17 protein-coding genes are annotated in these 21039 nt (G+C 28.0%); 1 reads left to right on the top strand and 16 read right to left on the bottom strand.

What is annotated here, in order from left to right; genetic code table 11:
• Window positions 1–149 precede the first annotated feature (149 nt).
• On the top strand, window positions 150–713 hold the full coding sequence (locus VJI93_RS04285; RefSeq protein ID WP_323999712.1) for an ECF transporter S component: 564 nt from the start codon (window positions 150–152) through the stop codon (window positions 711–713).
• An 88-nt stretch (window positions 714–801) separates the two neighbouring features.
• On the opposite strand, the gene VJI93_RS04280 is transcribed toward VJI93_RS04285, so the two are convergent.
• From VJI93_RS04280 to VJI93_RS04205, 16 genes are all read right to left on the bottom strand, one after another.
• On the bottom strand, window positions 802–1041 hold the full coding sequence (locus VJI93_RS04280; RefSeq protein WP_323999711.1) for a Veg family protein: 240 nt from the start codon (window positions 1039–1041) through the stop codon (window positions 802–804).
• Between the two features lie 129 nt (window positions 1042–1170).
• The gene (locus VJI93_RS04275) at window positions 1171–1299 is read right to left on the bottom strand and encodes an LPXTG cell wall anchor domain-containing protein (protein ID WP_323999710.1); all 129 of its coding nucleotides are present in this window, start codon (window positions 1297–1299) and stop codon (window positions 1171–1173) included.
• 12 nt (window positions 1300–1311) lie between these two features.
• Window positions 1312–2118: a hypothetical protein gene (locus tag VJI93_RS04270; RefSeq protein ID WP_323999709.1), complete on the bottom strand. Its 807-nt coding sequence runs from the start codon at window positions 2116–2118 to the stop codon at window positions 1312–1314.
• 3 nt (window positions 2119–2121) lie between these two features.
• The gene (locus tag VJI93_RS04265; RefSeq protein ID WP_323999708.1) at window positions 2122–2394 is read right to left on the bottom strand and encodes a cyclic-di-AMP receptor; all 273 of its coding nucleotides are present in this window, start codon (window positions 2392–2394) and stop codon (window positions 2122–2124) included.
• 8 nt (window positions 2395–2402) lie between these two features.
• Window positions 2403–2729 carry a cyclic-di-AMP receptor gene (locus VJI93_RS04260; protein WP_323999707.1) on the bottom strand — a complete coding sequence of 109 codons (327 nt, stop codon included), beginning with the start codon at window positions 2727–2729 and terminating at the stop codon, window positions 2403–2405.
• Window positions 2726–3355: a dTMP kinase gene (gene tmk, locus VJI93_RS04255; protein WP_323999706.1), complete on the bottom strand. Its 630-nt coding sequence runs from the start codon at window positions 3353–3355 to the stop codon at window positions 2726–2728. Before tmk ends, VJI93_RS04260 begins: the two co-directional genes overlap by 4 nt.
• Before the next feature lie 11 nt (window positions 3356–3366).
• Window positions 3367–3684: a transcriptional regulator gene (locus VJI93_RS04250; protein ID WP_323999705.1), complete on the bottom strand. Its 318-nt coding sequence runs from the start codon at window positions 3682–3684 to the stop codon at window positions 3367–3369.
• 256 nt (window positions 3685–3940) lie between these two features.
• The gene (locus tag VJI93_RS04245) at window positions 3941–6295 is read right to left on the bottom strand and encodes a thioester-forming surface-anchored protein (RefSeq protein WP_323999704.1); all 2355 of its coding nucleotides are present in this window, start codon (window positions 6293–6295) and stop codon (window positions 3941–3943) included.
• A gap of 553 nt (window positions 6296–6848) precedes the next feature.
• Window positions 6849–8210, bottom strand: coding sequence for an aldehyde dehydrogenase (locus VJI93_RS04240; RefSeq protein ID WP_323999703.1), 1362 nt, complete (start codon window positions 8208–8210; stop codon window positions 6849–6851).
• A gap of 308 nt (window positions 8211–8518) precedes the next feature.
• Window positions 8519–11356, bottom strand: a complete 2838-nt coding sequence (locus tag VJI93_RS04235) for a hypothetical protein (protein ID WP_323999702.1) — start codon at window positions 11354–11356, stop codon at window positions 8519–8521.
• Window positions 11357–11595: 239 nt separating this feature from the next.
• On the bottom strand, window positions 11596–13062 hold the full coding sequence (locus VJI93_RS04230; RefSeq protein ID WP_323999701.1) for a DKNYY domain-containing protein: 1467 nt from the start codon (window positions 13060–13062) through the stop codon (window positions 11596–11598).
• Window positions 13063–13386: 324 nt separating this feature from the next.
• Window positions 13387–14874 carry an InlB B-repeat-containing protein gene (locus VJI93_RS04225; RefSeq protein WP_323999700.1) on the bottom strand — a complete coding sequence of 496 codons (1488 nt, stop codon included), beginning with the start codon at window positions 14872–14874 and terminating at the stop codon, window positions 13387–13389.
• 174 nt (window positions 14875–15048) lie between these two features.
• Window positions 15049–15186, bottom strand: a complete 138-nt coding sequence (locus tag VJI93_RS04220; protein ID WP_323999699.1) for a hypothetical protein — start codon at window positions 15184–15186, stop codon at window positions 15049–15051.
• Window positions 15187–15635: 449 nt separating this feature from the next.
• The gene (locus tag VJI93_RS04215; protein WP_323999698.1) at window positions 15636–18782 is read right to left on the bottom strand and encodes a DEAD/DEAH box helicase; all 3147 of its coding nucleotides are present in this window, start codon (window positions 18780–18782) and stop codon (window positions 15636–15638) included.
• Between the two features lie 453 nt (window positions 18783–19235).
• The gene (locus VJI93_RS04210) at window positions 19236–20351 is read right to left on the bottom strand and encodes a hypothetical protein (RefSeq protein ID WP_323999697.1); all 1116 of its coding nucleotides are present in this window, start codon (window positions 20349–20351) and stop codon (window positions 19236–19238) included.
• A gap of 104 nt (window positions 20352–20455) precedes the next feature.
• On the bottom strand, window positions 20456–20839 hold the full coding sequence (locus VJI93_RS04205) for a hypothetical protein (RefSeq protein ID WP_323999696.1): 384 nt from the start codon (window positions 20837–20839) through the stop codon (window positions 20456–20458).
• Window positions 20840–21039: the final 200 nt, after the last annotated feature.

Raw genomic sequence — 21039 nt, 5'->3', positions numbered from 1 at the left:
TCTACTATGACAAAAATACATCTATCATCGAATATAATTATACCAAATTTGCATAAAAAAAACAAAAGAAATTGAAAATTATGGAATTTTTGTAAAATTTTTGTTATAATAAACAAGGCTTTAATATACAAAACTCTAAGGAGGAATTCATGAAAGATATTTCAACAAAATCCATAACAAAAATCGGAATACTAAGTGCAATTGTAATTATTCTATCACTTTCTCCCATAGGATTTATTCCATTAGGAGTAGTTAGAATAACAACTGTACATATACCAATAGTTTTAATCGCATTAATAGAGAAGCCAACAGTATCGTTTTTTGTTGGATTGATTTTTGGATTGTTCTCATTTTTTCAACATTTATCAGGAATAAGTCCATTATCTTTTATGTTTATAAATCCGATGGTTTCTGTACTTCCAAGAGCCTTGATAGGAATAGGAACATATTATACATTTAATTTTATTAAAAAATATATTAAAAATATTTTTAATGTTGTCCTTGCAAGTATGATAGGAACAATGATAAACACATTTGGAGTTCTATCTATGGCATATATATTTTGTGCAAATCAAATATATGATGTTTTAAAAGTTAATCCTACAAAATTTTTATTTGGAGTTGCGGTTTCTAATGGAATTCCTGAAATAATAGTATGTTCTGCATTAGTTCCTATATTATATAAAAGTTTACAAAAAATTTTAAAATTTTAGCAAAATGAGTGTTTATGTTCACTCATTTTTTATATACCTAAAAAGCATAAAAAAAGAACTTTGAAAATCAAAGTTCTAATAATTCATTTTAGCTTGACTTTAAACTCACTTGTGATGTCAAAACATCAAAGTAGGAATATGAAAAAGTTCTTATTTTATTTTCTTCTGTTTCAATTTCAACAGTAAAAAACGATGTAAAGACCTCTCCAATTACTCCCTTAATTTCAACGTATTCTTCCTTACTTCTTCTAATAGTAATCAATACTTTTTTCCCAATGTTGTTTCCCAAAACTCTTTTAATCATAGCTAATTTTTCTTTTGTATTCATAACAGCACCGCCTTTTCTACATTTTACCATAAAAAAGAAATAAAGTCAAATTTTTAAACTTTGTTAAAAAAAGAAAAAACTGCATATACCTTATAAAAGATATACGCAGTCAATCATATCCATTTAAATTTATTTGTTTTTCTTCCTTATAAATATGACAACTATGATTGCTATTAAACTCAAAAGCCCAATTATTAAAAACAAATTTCTACTACTATCAATATTCATAAATGGAATAAGATTAGTAAAATTTTCCATACAAACCTCCATTTATCTTAAAATTGTTATAAATATTTTTTCAATAGATAATTGAAAATTCACATTATTATACAAATTCTCTCTAACAATTTCTATCGCATCTAAAATTTTTACCAATTTCTTTCTATCAAAATTTACATTATTCTTAAATATTTTCAAAATTTCCTTATTTGAAACATCTTGACCAGTTTCTAAAAAAATATAAAATTCTTTAAAAAAATTATATAATAAAGGTACGAAATTTCTATCTTCTTTTAAACCCATAAGATATTCCTTGTTTTTCAAATTATAAATTGCTAAAAAGTCCCCCTCTAATGCAAGAGATAAAATTTCCAACAATCTACCATAATCCGAATAATCAAAGTTTTCTGAAGAATTTACTTCTGAAACAAATATACATCTGCTCCTTATTGTTGACAATAGTTTATATCTTGAATCAACTAAGATACAAATTATAACATAGTCAAAAGACTCTTCAAGAGTTTTTAATAAAGCATTCGATGATTCTGCTCTTAAAAATTGTCCACCTTTTATGATAACCAATTTGTACTTTGATTCCAAAGGTCTTTTTTGAACATATTTAATCATCTCTCTAATTGAATCAATAGGAATATTATTTCTTTCACTTTCAACTATCATCAAATCGAGATGTGTTCGCTCTTCAATTTCTCTTAAAATTTTAAAATCATCTTCTGGATTTAAAACCTTTAATATTAACTCTTTAGAAACCTTATCCAAAAAAGTCTCACTTCCTTCAACTATATAGTTTTGGGAAAAATCGAAGAAATCAATTTTTTCTTTGAAAAGAGCATAATTCATAAACTACACCCTTATAAATTGATCCATATTTAGAACAAACATTACAGTATTTGCGGTTTTATCATCAACTGTTTCCTTATTTTTTGAAATATTTAAAATCATTTCTTTAACTCTATCTAATTTTTCTTCCTCAATACCTATCAATATTGTAGTATTTCCTTTTTTGAAAAAACCACCAGTTGAAGATAGTTTTGTAGCTCTAACTTTGTTTTCAGAAAGCTCATTTAAAACATCTTGAGCTATATGGTCTTGTATAATTGCTAAAATAAGTTTCATAAAATCACCTACATTCTTACAAAATCTACAATATCAAGGACAAAAATTGTTGCTCCGCCTACTAAAACTTCCATAGGGAATGGAATATAAGCATCGCCCGGCATTGTAACACTCAAAACAGATGTCGTAATTTCTCTTGATTTGCAATTTTCTTCAATAATTTTCAAACATTCATCCAATTTTTCTTCTTCAACACCAATTAAAAGAGTTGAGTTTCCAGCTCTTAAAAATCCACCTGTTGAAGCAAGATTCGTCATTCTGAATCCCTTTTCAGTTAAATCTTCTTGTAACGGGTTCAAGTCTTGATCTTGAACTATTGCAATTATCATCTTCATAGCAATTCCTCCATTTTTTCATCTATTATTTTTTTTACATCTTCAAAAACTTCTTCCATACTTTTAGTTGCATCAACTTTTCTTAATACTTCATCATCTTTCATCTCCTCAAGAAGTTCCATATATGTATCGTAAACTCTACTGTGGAAATCATCTCCAGAAAGCTCAAGTCTATCAGCATTTTCATTTAAAGACTTTCTCTTTAAAGTCGTCAAAGGGTCAACATAAAAGAAAATAATCATATCCGGATTAACTCCGTTAATTGCAAAATCATTTATCTTTCTAACATCTTCAACCCCAAGTTCTCTACCTCCACCTTGATAAGCAAGTGAACTTAAAACAAATCTATCTGAAACAACAATATTTCCCTTTTCCAAATTCGGCTTTATAAGTTCATCAATATGTTGAGCTCTACTTGCTGAATAAAGTAATGCTTCTGTTCGTGGCGACATATTAGCATTATCATTAGATAAAATAATCTCTCTGATTTTTTCTGATATTTTCGTTCCACCTGGTTCTCTTGTAAAAATTATTTTTTCGTTATCCTTATAGTATTCCTTAATTAAATTTATTATTGAAGTTTTCCCACATCCGTCAGGACCTTCAAAAGTAATAAATAAACCCATTATTTAACTCCTTAAAATGAATAAAATAAATATGATAAAATTATTCCGACTATTCCAAAACTATCAACTAAAAAGTAGCTCAAATAGGTAAATGGAACAATAACAATTTTAAAAATTGCCAAAATATATAAAATTACATATCCAATTATAGAATTCGCAATAATCTTTTTTAAAATTTTTAAAGGAAACTTTAGTAATTTAAAAACTACAACAATTAATAAAATTCCTATAATATAAGAAATAATACTATGTTCTAAAAAAAACTTACTTAAACCAGCAAAATCAAGTGATTCTAATGAATCATAATACATTTTTCCTAGTTTTTCCAAAGTATCACTCTCCTATTCTTATTATTATTTTATCACAATGTAAAGATTTTATCAATTAAAACTGCCAAAAAATAAATATAAGTAAATATAATTTAATTAAAAATATATTCTATTTAAAAACTTTACTTATTAAGTCTTAATTTTTGATTTTGTGGTTCTTTTTGGTTATTATATGAAAATAGCAAGTCATAAGGCTTGCTATTTTCCATTATATTTAAAGTCAATTAACTTTTTAATGTTGTCTTTAAAGCAAAATTTAGATGTTATTTTTATTTTTTTGATTTCTTTTTTTCAAGACTAACATTATTCCACATGATATAGCTAAAATTCCAGCATAAATTGGAGAATTTGTTGCTATTCCAGTCTTAGATAATTTAGGTTTTTTATGTTTTTCAGGAGGTATTGAAGGTCGTAATGTAGGATTTTCTGTGTTAACTACCTTTATCCCATCTTTCATATTTCCAGAATAAGTTACCTTAAACAACTTTCCATCCAACTTAATTGAATTATTACTTTCTCCAACTTCTTTTACCGCATATTCATAAGCCTTTGAATTTTCTATTGACTCATATGCTTTTAAGTTTTTGAATTCTGCTGTCCAATTATTAGCCTTATTCAATTCTAATTTTTGCCCTGTTGCCTTTCCATCTCTGTACAATTCAACTTCTATTTTATCTACAGGTGGTGTGATTTTATTTCCGTTTGTTCCCAACCACTCTTTTGTTACCTTTAGATTTCTTGTTGAAGGTACAATTGGTGTCCACGGCTTTTCAGGTGTTGATGCTCCTTCCTTATCTGTTACTGTTAATTTATTTTCATTTGCTTTTACTTCATTTCCATTTGCATTCTTAACTGTAACTTTTCCTTGTTCATCTACTTCAAAAGTAATATCTGTAACTTTTAAATATCCATCAGGCGCTACTTCTTCATGGAATGTATATGTTCCAGCTTTTAAATTAAATGTTTCACTTTGTCCAGCTTTCGATGTCCATTCTTTTACTACTTGTCCTCGTGCATCTTTAATTTGGATTTTAGCTCCCGCTATTTCTTCTCCACCTACATTTACTTTGCTGAATACTACTTCTTTTTCGCTTGGTGTTGGCGGTACAACCGGTTCAGTTTTATCTGTTACTGTTAATTTATTTTCATTCGCTTTTACTTCGTTTCCGTTTGCATTTTTAACTGTAACTTTTCCTTGTTCGTCCACTTCAAAAGTTATATCTGTAACTTTTAAATATCCGTTAGGAGCTGCTTCTTCATGGAATGTATATGTTCCAGCTTTTAACTTAAATATTTCACTTTGTCCTTCTTTAGATATCCATTCCTTTACTAATTGTCCTTGTTCATCTTTTATTTGAATTTTTGCTCCTGCTATTTCTTTGCCTGCTATATTTACCTTACTAAAAACTACTTCCTTTTCAACTTCTTCCTTAGGTAAAATTGTAAATGTTTGTGATTTATCTTTTGGATCTTCATGCGTTAATTCTTGCTTCTTATCCGGCTTTCCATCTCCATTTGTATCTATTACATTTTCCATTGAAACTACTTTTTCAAATACCACATAAGATTTTCCAGCTTCTAAGTTAAGTTTTCCAAAATTTAATGTCCATTCACCTTTCCCTGTTGCATCTACTTTTAAATCATCACCACTATTCACTACAGAAACTGGTTTATTAGGATTAACAAGTTTTCCATCTTTTACTTCATAAATTTTACCTATCACATCGTATTCTACATTTGGGTAAAGTCCTTTATATGTTATCTTATCTGAAACTTCAACTCCAGCTTCAATATCCTTTGCTTTTAATGTTGCAATTTCATTTTCAGTTGAAGTCTTTCCTCCAGCCGTTACTGTTGTCTTTATTTCTCCAATAGATTGATCTTTTTTCAATCTTCCAGTTACAATAGCTTGATATCCGATTTGACCTTGAACCTTTTCCGGTTTATAACCACGAAGCTCAAAATTAGCAGGTACATTAACGCTGTTTACAGCCTCACGCAATAAGTATACTGCTTTTTGAGCCTGTTTTGAGTATCTGTAAAACAAATATTGATTACTGTCTTTATCAACTTTTTGACCATCTGTATAACGCCATATTTCATTTTGAACAACATTATAAAATTCATTAATTGCATCTTGTGGAGTTGTCCAACCGGATCTTCCGATAACATTTGTGGGATCTTTTAAATAAATATAAATAAGTTTAGATACTTTATCCCAAAGTTCATCATGACTTGTAGCAACCTTACCTGGTAAGTGGTTGTCTCTAACAAGTTTATTAAAACTTTCCTTGTTTAAATTTAACATTTGTTCATATACACCAAAATATTCATCCTTTGCAGCATCATATCCAGGATATTTTTTGCTATTTGCCATACAAAAAGCGAATAGCTCTACTGGAGTATGAGAGTCATCCGATGTAACCATCCCTAAACGATTTTTATTCCCTGCTGAGTAATATTTACCATCTGGCGATACTCCTGTAGCATCATTGGGAAAACCATCAGCTTTAGTTTTTGAAGATGGTTGAATCACACTTGATATTACCATCAAAAATATAATCAAAAACGAAACTGCTCTTTTGAAAATTTGTTTGTTTCTTTTTTTCATTTTATTACTCCTTCCATGTTAAAATGTAGATTATTTACATTTTGATAATTTTATAGTAAACAATCTCAAAATCTTGTCTTAATAAACTTCATGTCAGATTATTAATAAATTTTAATTATTATATAATAATGATTCAAAATGTATTCGATTTCTTATAATTAATATTTAAAAATAATAACTAAATTTTAAAAGTTTATTTAGGTAAATTATACCATAATTTAAAATAATTTGTCTACATTTTTTTAGTTTTTTACAATATTTATTTTTATAAAAAAGATATCGTTTTAACAAATATTATTTAACTTTTTTTAAAAAAAATTAACATGTATTTTTATGCCAAAAATTTATAAATATAATACATTTTGAGCTATAGTAATTTAATTAAAAGAATATATACAATCTTAATAGTAACAAAACTTGATATTTCAATATGCTAAAGAAATTCGAAACTATAAAAATTTAAGATTATAACTATTTTAAGAAATAAAAAAGTTAGGGAATACTTTTTAAAAATTTACTCCCTAACATTAATTTCTAAACTATATTTCATATATTACATCATACGTTTAAATATCTTTAATTTTTTCAAATCAAAAGGTGCATATCTAAATGGCAAATCAAAAATCTTTTTATTTTTTACAATTCCTTTTTTATGACTTAATAAATCAAAACCATGTTTTCCATGATATGAACCCATACCACTATTTCCTACACCACCAAAAGGAATATGACTATTTGCAAGTTGCATTATAGTGTCATTAACACAACCTCCTCCATAAGAAAGGCTATTAATAATATAATCTGCATTTTCTTTTCTTTGTGAAAAGATATAACAAGCCAAAGGCTTTTCTCTCTCTTTAATTATATCAATAATTTTATCTATATCATCATACTCAATAATAGGAAGCAAAGGTCCAAATATCTCATCCTTCATAATTTCGTGGTCAAAATATACATCAGGAAATATAGTAGGTTCAATCTTTCTTTCATTGTCATTACTCTTTCCCCCAATTACATTTGACTCCGTCTTTATTAAATTTAAAAGACGTTCATAATGATGAGGATTAATAATTTTCGGATAAGATTTATTATTTATAGCATCAGGATATCTTAATTCAATTTCTTCTTGCAGATACTTAATAAATTCTTCTTTTATATTTTTATGAACAACAATATAGTCTATTGATACACATGTCTGTCCCGCATTTAAAAGTTTCCCCCATATAATACGTTTTGCTGAAAGTTTAATATCTGCGGTTTCATCAATAATACAAGGACTTTTCCCTCCTAATTCTAAAGATACAGGCGTTAAATTTTCACTTGCTACACGCATAATTATTTTTCCTACTCTTGCACTCCCGGTAAAAAATATAAAATCATATCTTTGATGTAGAATCTCATCATAATCAAGCTCAGAATCTATGCAGTAAATATATTCTTCTTCAAATGTTTTATTGATTATATCTCTAATAATTTTTGATGTGTTTTTGCTCTCTTTAGAACATTTAATAACTGTACAATTTCCTGACGCAATGGAAGCAACAAGTGGAGAAAGCGACAAATTAAATGGATAATTCCAAGGTGCCATTATAAGTACAACCCCATATGGTTCAGAATAGACATAACTTTTAGCAGGAAAAGTTCCAAGACTTCCCCTTACTCTTTTAGGTTTACACCATTTTTTTATATTTTTTAAAGCTTCATGAATTTCCCCATATACAATTCCAATTTCAGTCATGTAGGCTTCTGCTTCCGATTTTGAAAGATCCTCATATAGAGCAGATAATATTTGCTTTTCATTATCTCTAATCGCTTTTTCAAGTTTTTGTAAAATATTAATTCTAAATTCAACAGATTTTGTTGTATCTTTTTTGAAAAATTCTTTTTGCTTTTCAACTATACTTTTTAACTCCATTTTGTACTCCTTATGATATGCTATATTTTGTTATAATTTTCCCTAAATATAAGTCCTAAAACATATTTTGTTTATCTTTTTTACCAATATAAACTTGAGTATTTGGAAAAATGAAGTATTGAATGAATTAAGTGCTTTGGTACCTTTTAAAATGTTTATAAAAAAGTAAATTATTCCCATTATCTTCCTTAATACTATTAAGCTATCAAACAAATGCTTCAATTTATATACAAAAATCGACCTCTAGAAATAACTTAGCCGTATCCAAAGGTCGATTTATTTATGTTTTATTATGAAATTAATAGTTATTAATTTTCATTTCTTCTTCTTTTAAATTCAACAGCAATTAAAGTTCCTGATATTCCAATTAGAACTGCATATAAAACTATACTTGTTTCTACACCTGTTTTTGGCAAATTATTATTTGTTTTTTTATTACCAGGTGTTGTTGGATCTATTGGATTAACCGGTGGATTTTTAGCTACATATTTTAATGTAAATGTGATATCTTTTCTTGTAGGATTGATTACATCAGCTCCTTCTGGTAGTTGTTCTGCATACCAGTTTAACTTAAAGTTAATCACATTTCCGCTTACTGTTTCTTTAGCCTTTGCTTTAAGTTCTCCAGTCATTGTACCTTTAACTGTATAATTTGTATTTTCCAACGCTTTACTATTAAATTTTGCACCGTCAACTACAACATTAAGTTTATCTTCCATTCCATTTACAGCATCTCTTAATTCAGCAAATGATTTTACTTCTTTATTTACTGTCATCACTACTTTTATAGTTTTTCCACTCACAGTTGAATTGACTACCTTGTATTTTCCATTATCATTCAATAATGACACTTGTGGATTTCCTTCAAAATCCATTTCTTCGGGCAATGTCAACGTTGCTGTAAAAGTTGAATTATAATCAGAAATTTTAATAGTTGAAGGGTCTATATTTGTCTTTTTGAATTGTTCTTCTATATCTTTCATTTGTTTTTTAACCGGTGATACATCTAAAGAACCGGTGAAAGCGACTTTTGTTCCCTTTTCAACTTCATAAACTTTATCATGTTCTGTGTTATCTCCTACTAAAATATCCCCTAATAATTTTTGTGTTGCTTCAAATGTATTTTCAGCAGTTTCTAAATATTTAAGTGTTAATTTTATATCCTTAGTAGTAGGATCAGTTGAATCTTCTCCTCCGGCAAGTTGAACACCTTCCCAAGTATAATCAAAATTGATTACGTTTCCTGTAAGAATATGTGTAGCTTTTGCTTTAAACTTCCCAGAAACAGTTCCCTTAATTGTATAATTTGTATTAGCTTTAGCCTTATCAGCATCAAATTTAACGCCTTTTACATTAACTTTTAATTCATTTTCTACTCCATCCACAGCTTCTTTGACTTCTTTAAAAGTCTTGATATTATCTGCTACAGTAAGAGTAACAGTAATTGTTTTGCCAGATATTTTTTGTTCGGTAATCTTAAACTTACCATTTGCTCCAGTTAATTCAACTGTATAATCATCAGCAAATTTCATTTCTTCTGGTAAAGTCATTTTAGCAGTAAAGCTTGTATTTACATTTTCTACTTTAATATTTGTTGCAGCACCAGAAGCAGCATAATTTTTTTCAAGTTCTTTTAATTGCTCCTTGATAGGAGAAATATTTAACAATCCAGTCATAGTTAATGAATCATTTTTATTAGCTTCATACACTTTATCATGTTGTGTATTTCCATTAACTAATAAATCTCCATCTAAATTTCCTTTTGACGAAATATCTTGTTCTGTAGGTGCTAAATACTTAACAGATATTGCTATAGCATTTGGATTTGATTCACTCTTTCCAGTTTCAGACTGTTTACCATTCCAAGATAAATCAAAATTAATTACATTTCCACTAACTGTATGAGTTGCTTTTGCTTTTAAGCTTCCTTGCACTGAACCTGTTACTTCATAATTTGTACTGCTTTGTGATTTTTCATTAAATTTTGCACTTTTAAAAGTAACCTTAAGTTCATCATCTACCTTATTAATTGCTTCTTTTAGTTGAGCAAATGTAGTGATATTTTCTGAACCAACTAGTTTGAAAGATACAATAGCTGTTTGATTTTCAACTTTCACTTCTTCAATTTTAAATATTCCATTTGCTCCGGTAAGTGTAGCTTCTGATTTTGTAAAACTTAAAGCTTCCGGTAATGTAAGTTTTGCCTTGAAGTGAGTAGACAAATTTTCTAACTTGATATTCTTAGCTTCAGCTCCAGAGTGAGATGATTCAATAGCAGCCATTTGATCTTTTATTGCCTTTGTATTTAAAACTCCTGTAAAATCTATCTCATCTGACTTTTGTTTTATAATTGGCTTATTACCAGTGTCATTTCCAATCATTAAATCTGCATCTATATCAACAGACTTAGTAAAGTTATTATTTGTAGGTTTAACAAATACATCAGAAGCTGAAAAATCAGGTGCTAATGGTTTTGTACTGATATCTGTATTGTAAACAACTTTCGTAAAAAAATATGCTAAACTACCACTAGCATGTGTTTCAAAATCACCTTTTGCAGTTATATTTTTAGATTCTAAAGCTTTGGCTTCATTAAGACTATTTGCTTTTACAGTATATTGAATACTAATATCTATGGTCTTATCTGAAGTAGCTCCACCATCATTATTATAGTGCTTATATATACCTGCCCAATTCTCATCACGTAATGGGAATTTAAATGTAACAACTTGCCCATTTACAGTATGAGTAAATGCTGCTTTGTTAAACATAGCAGTTGAATTATCAGTAGTAATTTTAGCAGTGTCAATAGTTACTCCCTCAGGGAATGTAACCTTGTATTCAACATATGCTATCTTGTTTTTTCCATCTTTGCCATGTGGGTACCATCCATTGGTTGCTGCTTTTTTCATTTCACTTTCAATTCCAGCCATTACTTTTCCCATTGGAATCTTTGCATCCCATTTTCCTTCATAAGTTCCGGCATTGCTACCTTTTGCTCCTTTTACAACTCCGCTAGTTTTTGTATACTGTGCTACATTTAGCGTATTTGCAGCATGAACAGAAGATGCTCCAGGTATTATTACACCTAAAGCTATCACTAATGCTGTAAAAAAAGAAACAAATTTTTTAATTTTGTTTTTCATTTTTTCATCTCCCTTTTTATTTTCCTCCATATCAAGATAATAAATTCATTTATCTGTATAAAAATCAACAAACATTTTTTTATTTTCGATATTTGTCAATACTTTTATCTTTATCACAGTATAATTATACTACAAAATTATTTAGAATTCAATAGTTATTAATCATTACAATCACATAAAAATATAAATCAACAATTATGTCATTGCATATATACATATTTTACTTATATGGTTTAATTTTATCTTTCGTTAGCATTATTTTTAATCCTTTTCCATTTAAGCCTACTTCCAATAATTATTAATGGAGTACACAAAATCATATAAAGGTAATAATGACTATATTTTACAGTTGCTGTATATTTAACTTCTCCTAATACAGCTTGCATTTTTTCGTCTTTTATTGTTTCTCTAATTCTATCGATGGTTATTTTACTTTCATTTGATAATAATTCGTTTAACACTTCTTTATCAGTAATTTCAAATACAGTATCTTTTATAAGCTGACTATTTCCTAAATTGTCAAAATAATAATATTTCCCATTTTTTGTCCAAATAGAACCAGATATACTACTATTTATAGATTTTACTTTTTCCCAACCTTCTTTTTTATCAAAACTAACTATTTGAGAATTTATTGAATACAATCGTCTTATATGTGGCGATCTATGTCTAATAATATATTTTTCATAAGAACTTAAAAAATAGATATTTTCCTCATCACAAAACACATTCTCATCTAAAAATTCAATATTTCCCTTAAAAATATTTTCTCCAATTTTTACTTGCTTATTTTTTCTTTGATTATAAAAATATACTCCATCATTGGAAACAAAAAATAAATTGCGGATATGTGAACTTCTATTTCCAATTACTTTATAAGGAGCGGACTTTTCATCAAATCTAAGAGTCTCTTTAAAAACTTCTCCACTCTTTTTATCATAAAGCAAATAATCTCCTTGCTCAGCTGAAACAACTTCCAATTCACCACTATTTTTTATTGGTAAAAGTTCATTTTTATAATAAACATTATTCTTATCACAAAAATACTCTCCATACTTAGAAACCTCTTTTATAGTATTTGCATCTGCATTTTCAAGAGCTTTACCTTTATAATAAAGTACATCTCCATCAGTTGCAAAATATAATAATTCCTTAAAACTTGAAAGTTTCTTCTCAGTATCTACTTTGTGATATGGATAAATATATGACTTAGGCTTTTTATTCTTATTAAAAGCATGAACTATATGTCCAAAAGCTTCCGACAAATATGAAATGTCATCATTTCTATCAGAAAGTGGAGAACAAAAATAATTACTTTTTCCGTCAGTATAATATCCATTTCCAATATAAGAAATATTTTTTGGATTAAGGTCTTCAATTTTCACATTCCCAAAATAAACATGATTTTTATCCTTTCCGACAACAGAAGGTTTATAAGTATGCTCTGACTTAATTACACTAAAAGAATCTGCATCAGCATCTTCCACAATGTAATATCCCCCACTTGGAATAAGTGCATAAATCTTGCCATCATATTTATAAAAAATGCTATTGTCAATTCGCTCGCCACTTCTTTCGATATTTACATAAGTATCATCAACATCAAAAAGCTGTCTGAAAACAAAAAAAACAATTACTAAACTAATTAAAATTAAACAAACTCCTAAAATTTTTGAACGAATACTTTCGCTCTCTTTCCTATCCAAAATTCCATCATCCCCCATAGTTATTTTATTAAATACATTATATCACATCTATTCGTTATTTTCTTTTTTATAGCTTTCAAGTATATAAGATGTTTAATATTCTAATATTTTTCCGTCTACCACGATTAAAAATTTACATCCCAACTTTCATATTTCCAAAATAAACATTATTTTTATTAATTTCTACAGCAAAATTATAATAACTATAACCTGAAATAGGTATTTTTTAGAAAATTTTTATGTATAAAAAAGTTAGGGATTACTTTTTAAATTTTACTCCCCAAACCTTAATTAATGAACCATATATTTAGGTTATATCTAAAATTAATTTTCTTTTTTTCTTCTAGTACCTACTGCAATAAGTGCCATTCCTGATAATGTTGCATATAGGATTATATTTGAATTATTACCTGTTTTTGGTAATTTTTTCTCAAAATTGTTATCAGGTTTGGGAGTAGGTTTGTTTTTTTCAACAACTGTAACAACAGCTTTCTTTGTTACACTGGCTCCATCTTTATCAATTACTTTAAACGTAACAGTATATTTACCTATTTTATCCTTATTAAAACCACCATTATCAATAAGTTTTACATTTTTAGTTAAATCACCATCTTCTTTATCTTTAGCGGATACAACAAGGCTCATTAAATCAATTTTTTCACCTTTTTTGATAGTTTTATCTTTAACTTCAAGTGTAGGTGATTCATTCATAGGAGATATACTCTTATCGTAAATAGCATACACAGTTGTATCTTCATTTACAACAGTTGTACCTGTAAATTTCATACCTTTTCCATCAGCAGATGTATTCCATTCTTTAAATGTATATCCTGCTTTACTTGGATTTTCAGGCATAGACTGATCAGTTAAATTATCCATATCAATCGATTTGCCATTTTCTACATTGATTGTTGCATGTGTTGCACTCTCGTTCATGAAAGTTACCTTATTATGATTTACTCTGAATGTATAAGTAATCAAATTAGGTTTATTAACATCGCCTGCTTCATCTTTTCCATCTACAGATTGTTTAGCTGCATAAACAATAGCTTGACGAAAGAAATAATGCTTATTATCCTTTTGAATAGCTGAATCATCTTTATTAAAAATAACATTATTATCAGTAGTAAAGATATTTTCGTGTGCACCATAAGCATATCCTGTAACTGTATTATTTTTGTTGATTTCAACATCAGAAGTTACTTGTAATCCGTCTACACTTAGTGTTGCTGATTTAACTTTTTGAATCTTTTTGTATAATTCCTTTAATGTCTCATAAGTATGTGGTGCCTTTAGTCTTGCCTTTACAACAATTCTTCTGCCACCATTTTCTTTTGTAACAGATAAATCATCAAAACTATCAATACCTGACAATTTATATTTAGTTGTATCCAGAGATTCTAAACCTTTTGGTAAATCTAAAACAAACACTAATTCAGCATCGGATTGTGTAATTGCAGTTTCAGGCATATTATTTTTCATCATATAATACGCTGGAAATTCTGAATTAATTATAGCAATAAGTGAGGTGTTTTTAACCTTTCTAAACATTGATAAATCCACATGAAAATCTAAATTGATTTTATCACCGATGCGATGATTAGAAACAGCTGTACTGGAAAGACCCCTTTCTTTGATATCTGCACGCACATTATAATCAGTTGTTTTTTCTGTTAAGAGATCATTGGCATAATCAAAGTTATATGGATTCCACTGTTTGCCACCCTTCCAACGATTAAGTTCAGGATCTTTGGGCTCCTTATGTGGATAATCTTTAGCATATGTAGCTAAATATTGAGTTATAAATTCCATAATTTCTTTTTCCGCTTCTTTATCTGAAGCAATACCAGCGTTTGGAAAGAAAGGAACTAAAGAATACTCATTTAGTCGATTAGCCCATTTTACACAACTACTTGCAAAATAATCCTTTAAATAAGATGGTATAACCCCTCTATGAGTTGAATCTTTATACCAACTTAACTCAGCTCAATAATTGTCCTTTGTTAGTTTCTTTTCTTTATCAGACATTTCTTCAGCCAATACTTTTGTAGCACCGGCAAATACACTGAATACCATTAGTAGAGCCATCATTAAACCAATGGATTTTTTAACTAACTTTTTCATTGTTTTAATCCTCCTTGTTTTTTATAAAAAATCTGTAAAAATACATACCTATCCATCAGGTAAATACTCTTACTAAATTATGTATAATATTTATTATAATATTTGAAATTTCTACTATTTGTCAATTATTTTTACATGCCTTTACAAATGTAGTATAACAAATAAATACTTCTATTACCAGTGATAAATGTCGTGCTTTTTATATAAATTTTTATTTGCTCCAACTATTCTAAACATCAATCATAACTATTGTTATAATACAGAAAAGGGAATTCTGATAAGTCATCTACTTATATAAAATCCCCTATTTTTAAGCTTTTTATGCAGTTTTAAATTTTAAGTTTAAACAATAATGCCACAGTTCTACAACACATCAAGACAACAAATCTGTAATCATAATTATCTTAAGCTATATACTTGTATCTTTTTTTAAAGAGAATTACTTAATTCTAATTAGTTTGATTTTTTGTTTCTACACTATTAAACTTTTTCAGAATACTATAAGTCTGATTAATCACATCACTATTTATATTCATAAACAAACTTAAATCTCCTATAATATAGAATTCTTCTTTTGCTCTCGTTACAGCTACATTCATAATATTTGGATTGGTTGAACTCATCGCCCATCTTGCTGCCCCTCGACTTTTTTCATCACAACCTAATACTAAAAATACTATATCTGCCTCTTTACCTTGAAAAGTGTGAACTGTTCCAATATTAGTAGGCTTTCCGTCATTACCATATCGTGTAAATCCAATTTCTTTTAATTCATGAGATAAATGATATGCTACATTTCTAAAAGGAGAAATTACATAAACAACATCTGTCACAGATTTATTTCTAATATCCGGATTACGCTTTATCATCTCAAGTATTTTTTCTTTAAGAAAATGACCTTGCTCTTTAACATATTTATCTGATGCACTACCAGTAATATCATACCAAAGAGCTTTCCCTAAAACATCCGTACTTTGTACCATATTCCCACCATAAGAAATCGCATTTGATATATCAAACATTGGATTTTTACATCTTCTGTGCACCCAAAGAGGTATTCCAATCCATTCATCGTCATTCTTGTAAAAACCATATTTACTAATATCATCCACAAGAGTCTGAACCGAAGCAGAATCGGATAAATATTTGTTGGATACTCCATAATGTTTTCCTATCATACTTAATATTGATGAATCTAATGTAAGTACTGGTTTAATCTGAGCAGGATCTCCTACTACCATTATTTTCTTACTTCTGAAAATTGAGCCGACAATGGATTGAGGAAGTGCCTGTCCAGCCTCGTCCACAAACAAATAGCCTAAAGATTCTGTTTCAATATTAGCAAACATCCTTGAAAAACTTGCAAAAGTTGAACCAATAATTGGTATTACCATATTTATCCAATTCCACGCTTCAGTAATAACCTGTTTATTATCTATATATTGCTTTTGCCTATTCCAAATGAGGAAACCAGCTTTAATACTTTTTCGATTTTCATACAAAAATTGTTTTCTAACTTTTAATGAATCAATAAAAAGTTTTGACTGTAATTTTCTATACTCTTCATCAAACCATGGATTACTTGGTTGAAGTGAATCATAATCAATATACATATTAAGTTCATTTATAGAATATTTCTGTAATTCAGATGAAATATTTTTGATTTTATCACCAAGCTCTTGAATTTCTTTTATTTCTAATTGAATAATTTTCTCATTCTCTTTTTTCTTAACAGACACTTTTTGTTCATTTTCTTTAAGTGCTTTTTCTATATTTCTTTTCTCTTTTTCTAAACTAGCTTGTTCTAAATCTAACTCGTTTTTCTTGTTCAATAATTCCATTAATTGCTCAGAAAAAGGATACAATCGCTTTTTATATTCTTTTCTTGCTTTAAATCTAAGAAAAAATGGTTTTTGCAATTCCAACGCTTTGATTGATTGTTCAACATTATCTGTCTCTTTGATATTTTTTTCAATGTCGAAAATACATATACTAATCTGCTCTTCTATTTCAGCTAAATTCTGTTTTAATAAAACTTCATCAGCATCATTTTTCTCAACAATAGTTTTAAGTTCTTCTCCAAATTTTACTTTCTTCTCCTCGTGATTTTTACGCTTGGTTTCAACTTGTTCTCGTAATTTCAAAAGATTTACATATTTATCTGCAATATGCTGTCTTTCATTTTTATATTCACATACTTGCTTATATCTTTTTAAAAAATCATCATAAACTTTGTTATTTGGTTCATATTCCTTATTCAAATAGTCATAAACATGTTTTATTGCAGTAATGATTCCTTCTATATTGTCCTTCTTTCCACCTTCTAGCGAAAGTAGTCCCCAAAACTTTTCATCCGCACATTGTTCAGATTTTAGTATTTCAACTGGCTTACCATCTTTATTTTTTCTCCATTCTGTTGAATTTTTTGAATTTGATATTCTCCAAAAATAATCTGCCTTTCTTAATTCATCAACGAAAGAGTTATCTATCTTGCTAATAAGAGAAAACTCATTTACTATGTTCTGAACTGCACCATTATTAGAACTTGCAACAACAATTTCCTTATCTGCTATTGAACTAGGCATCACACCAATATATGCTTTATCATAGTATTTCAACTTATCATTTTTACTAATCTCTTTATTTGCTAATTTAGTTATTTCATATGCCTGTTCAACAAGTAATTCCGCAAATATATCTTTCAATAATGTAGTTTTTCCAGTTCCCGGAGGTCCGTTTACACTTCTCATTTTCTCATTATCATATCCTTTTGCCAAATTTACAGCAATCTGTTGCATCAATGAGAGTGAATTTTCGATATCACTTGGATAACGTGCAACTGGGTAATTTTTAGGCTGTAAAATATCTTCAAAGGTACTTGGATTAAAAGTTGAAGTATCTGCCTTACTATTAAGATTTACTCTTTCCTTATTCTCACCCAACAAATATGAATCTAAATTTTTTGTTTTAATACTCTTTGCTTTTTCTAAATCGTCAACAAAAAAAGAATGTAAATTAATAGCATCTGTTTCCAAATTGCTCAATACTTTCATCCTGCTATCTTCAATCTGAATCGAATATTTTTTTAAAAGTTTTACAAAAGCTTTGTTAAAAAATTCAATATAATCTTCTTCCTCAGGACAAGCAAAAATACTATTTATATATTCCTTATTTTTCTTTTCAAAATTTAAAAATTCGTTCTCTTTGGGAATACTTCCATTTTTTAAAATGTAATAACTCGCAGTAAAAAAAGTCATCTCTTCTACAAATTTCAGTTCCTTATCAAAATATATTGCAAAAGAGAATTTATCTCCTACTGATATTTCTTCATATGTTTCTGGAAGATTGTATTTATCTCTAAGTAATGTAACGACTTTTTTAAATGGAAAAATATTGAAATACAAAGCAACACCACATTTTTGACAGTTTTGTAATCTTTTTCTTTGTATTTGTATTTCAGAGTAAAACATTGAATAATAGTTGTAATCCTCTGAAATTTCAATTTGTTTTAAATCCTTATCATTAAGCTTAATATCACCCTCGGATAGATGCTCAACCATAATCCATGCTTCTAATATTTTTTCCTTTTTGTCCATTGTCTCTTCCCTCACTATACTCACAATTATCGTTTAGATTATATCCTCCTAAGTAATGTATGATATTTTCCCATTGTTTTCAAACTGCTAAAGTAGAAAAATCAAAAATTCCATCATATTACTCCCAATGATTTAATATATAATGACTATCCCCAAAAACTCACAATATATAACCAATTTAAAGTGAACGTTATTCCACTTTTTAAACTCTTATGTGTTTTTAGTCAACTCCCTTTTAAAAGTTAAGAGTGTAATACTCTGTACGACAATCATTTACAGAAGTTCCATGCCATTCTAATATACCTTTAGATTCAAGATTTTTAAGTAATTTTACGGGATGTACTACCTTTTTCAATAAGCTCTGTAGCTTTTTTAGTTGTTATTTTTTCTTTCAAAAAATTAATTGATTTCTCCATTAATCTCCTCTTTTCTATCCTTACAAACCAAAATTTGTTAAATAAATTTATGTCTAACACAATCAACCATAAAGCAAGAATACTCAGGATATAACTTTAATTTTCCCTCAGGTATTGAAGCTCCACTCTTTATTTTAGAAATCATTTCTTCAAAGTTCCTTTTATCCTCTTCCCAACTAGCAATAGTTTCCTGTTTCTCTTTTTCACTCTCATAATCTTCATCAGCGATAGCTTCATTTATAGCTTCTTCAAAATACTTTCGATTCTTTTCTTCAAGACTAAAAAATCTTTCCTTTTGATTTTTTAACCATAGAACATAAAAATACTCTTCCCACTCTGCGATATAATAGTACTCAACACAATCTCCACAAAGATTTAAAAATATATCATATTCTTCAAGAGCATAATAGACATCAATAATTTGATCTTCTGAAATATCATCTGTATTAAAATCATAATTAACATCTTGTCCAGCTTTTACTTTCTCTACATAAAAAATTGCTTTATTCTTATTTCCAAGATACACTTCACAATAAGCTAAACATAGTAACAGACGCATTCTATCTGGATAAATTTCGAGTAAGTTTAAAAATATTTCCTTTGCTTTTTCATATTGTTTCAGTTCAAATAAAGATACAGCAAAATTGAAAGAAGTTACATAACTTTCTTCCATTTCTCTTGCTGTCTTGAAATAATTATGACTTAATAATAAATTTTTTTCATCTTTAGAATATTCAAACTCACTAAAATAATACAGACCAAGACCCGTATAAGTTTCTACAAATGGAGAATCTAAATCTTTAGATTTGTTCAAATATATTAAACTGTCCTTAGAAAAATCCTCCCAAAAAGCGAGATTGGTATAAATTCTGGCTTTATCATTATCACTTAAAAAACTTTCAAACTCATTTAAAAAGCAAACAAGAAATTCAACATAATCAAAATTTTCATTTCTAAGTTCCACACAAACAGAAGCAAGAGTACAAACAACATCAACATTTGATGGAGATTCACTTTGCTTTTCTAAAAGATAGCTTTTCATTCTTTCAAGATATTCTTTTGAACTTTCAAAATCTGCTAAAAAAGATTTATTATATCTATTTTCATATTCAGTTTTTAATTTGTGCCAGTGTGATTTAATTTCTGTTAACATTTTTAATACCTTTATTTATAATTATATTTACTTTTTAGTTTTACACTTACTAATCATATATCTATTTTAGTATTTATCATTGAAGTTCAACAATAAGAAAATTCTTAATTGTTATTATTACCTTTAGCAACTTCTAACCAATTTTTAAACTTCCAAAGAAGCGGTGGTGTATCTATATCACTTTTTTCTCGTATTTTTTCTCTAATATCATATTGATACTTAAGATACTCATCATAATTGTCCCATCTACTCCAACTAACTTTCGTTGGTCTTTTAATCTTTAGTTCATCTTTAACTGCTTTAAAAATATAATTGTCAATAGGTATATGCAACCACTTAAGAACATTTTCAAATGAATACTCTTCAATCTCAAGCATATATAAGTACTTGATTGTCATATTAAGCCATTTCTGTGCTTGACCATAGGTAAATTGTATTTTTTCTTCGTTATATTCATCAGTTTTTTTAAATATTTTTACTTTTTTCAATTATATTATTACATAATCTGCGATGCAATTTTTGCATTACTCATATTAGCATCTCCTTTTTCTATAAATATTTTTATATAGTCAACTATAGTCAACCTGTACTTAACTGTTTTGTACTGTTGTCACTATTTTTTAATACCTCTTTTACCTCTGGTACTTATTAACCCCTCACTAATAATGCCACTGTTTCAACATGTTAA

It is taken from the genome of Parvimonas sp. M20, from assembly GCF_035282425.1.
GTDB lineage: Bacteria > Bacillota > Clostridia > Tissierellales > Peptoniphilaceae > Parvimonas.
This window is presented reverse-complemented; position numbering and strand designations above follow the sequence as displayed.

Coding starts and splice junctions, on each gene's coding strand:
- VJI93_RS04280 (WP_323999711.1), bottom strand. CDS start 1,041: ATGAATACAAAAGAAAAATTAGCTATGATTAAAAGAGTTTTGGGAAAC.
- VJI93_RS04260 (WP_323999707.1), bottom strand. CDS start 2,729: ATGAAGATGATAATTGCAATAGTTCAAGATCAAGACTTGAACCCGTTA.
- VJI93_RS04265 (WP_323999708.1), bottom strand. CDS start 2,394: ATGAAACTTATTTTAGCAATTATACAAGACCATATAGCTCAAGATGTT.
- tmk (WP_323999706.1), bottom strand. CDS start 3,355: ATGGGTTTATTTATTACTTTTGAAGGTCCTGACGGATGTGGGAAAACT.
- VJI93_RS04215 (WP_323999698.1), bottom strand. CDS start 18,782: ATGGACAAAAAGGAAAAAATATTAGAAGCATGGATTATGGTTGAGCAT.
- VJI93_RS04275 (WP_323999710.1), bottom strand. CDS start 1,299: ATGGAAAATTTTACTAATCTTATTCCATTTATGAATATTGATAGTAGT.
- VJI93_RS04270 (WP_323999709.1), bottom strand. CDS start 2,118: ATGAATTATGCTCTTTTCAAAGAAAAAATTGATTTCTTCGATTTTTCC.
- VJI93_RS04210 (WP_323999697.1), bottom strand. CDS start 20,351: ATGTTAACAGAAATTAAATCACACTGGCACAAATTAAAAACTGAATAT.
- VJI93_RS04235 (WP_323999702.1), bottom strand. CDS start 11,356: ATGAAAAACAAAATTAAAAAATTTGTTTCTTTTTTTACAGCATTAGTG.
- VJI93_RS04240 (WP_323999703.1), bottom strand. CDS start 8,210: ATGGAGTTAAAAAGTATAGTTGAAAAGCAAAAAGAATTTTTCAAAAAA.
- VJI93_RS04220 (WP_323999699.1), bottom strand. CDS start 15,186: ATGAAAAAGTTAGTTAAAAAATCCATTGGTTTAATGATGGCTCTACTA.
- VJI93_RS04245 (WP_323999704.1), bottom strand. CDS start 6,295: ATGAAAAAAAGAAACAAACAAATTTTCAAAAGAGCAGTTTCGTTTTTG.
- VJI93_RS04225 (WP_323999700.1), bottom strand. CDS start 14,874: ATGGAATTTATAACTCAATATTTAGCTACATATGCTAAAGATTATCCA.
- VJI93_RS04285 (WP_323999712.1), top strand. CDS start 150: ATGAAAGATATTTCAACAAAATCCATAACAAAAATCGGAATACTAAGT.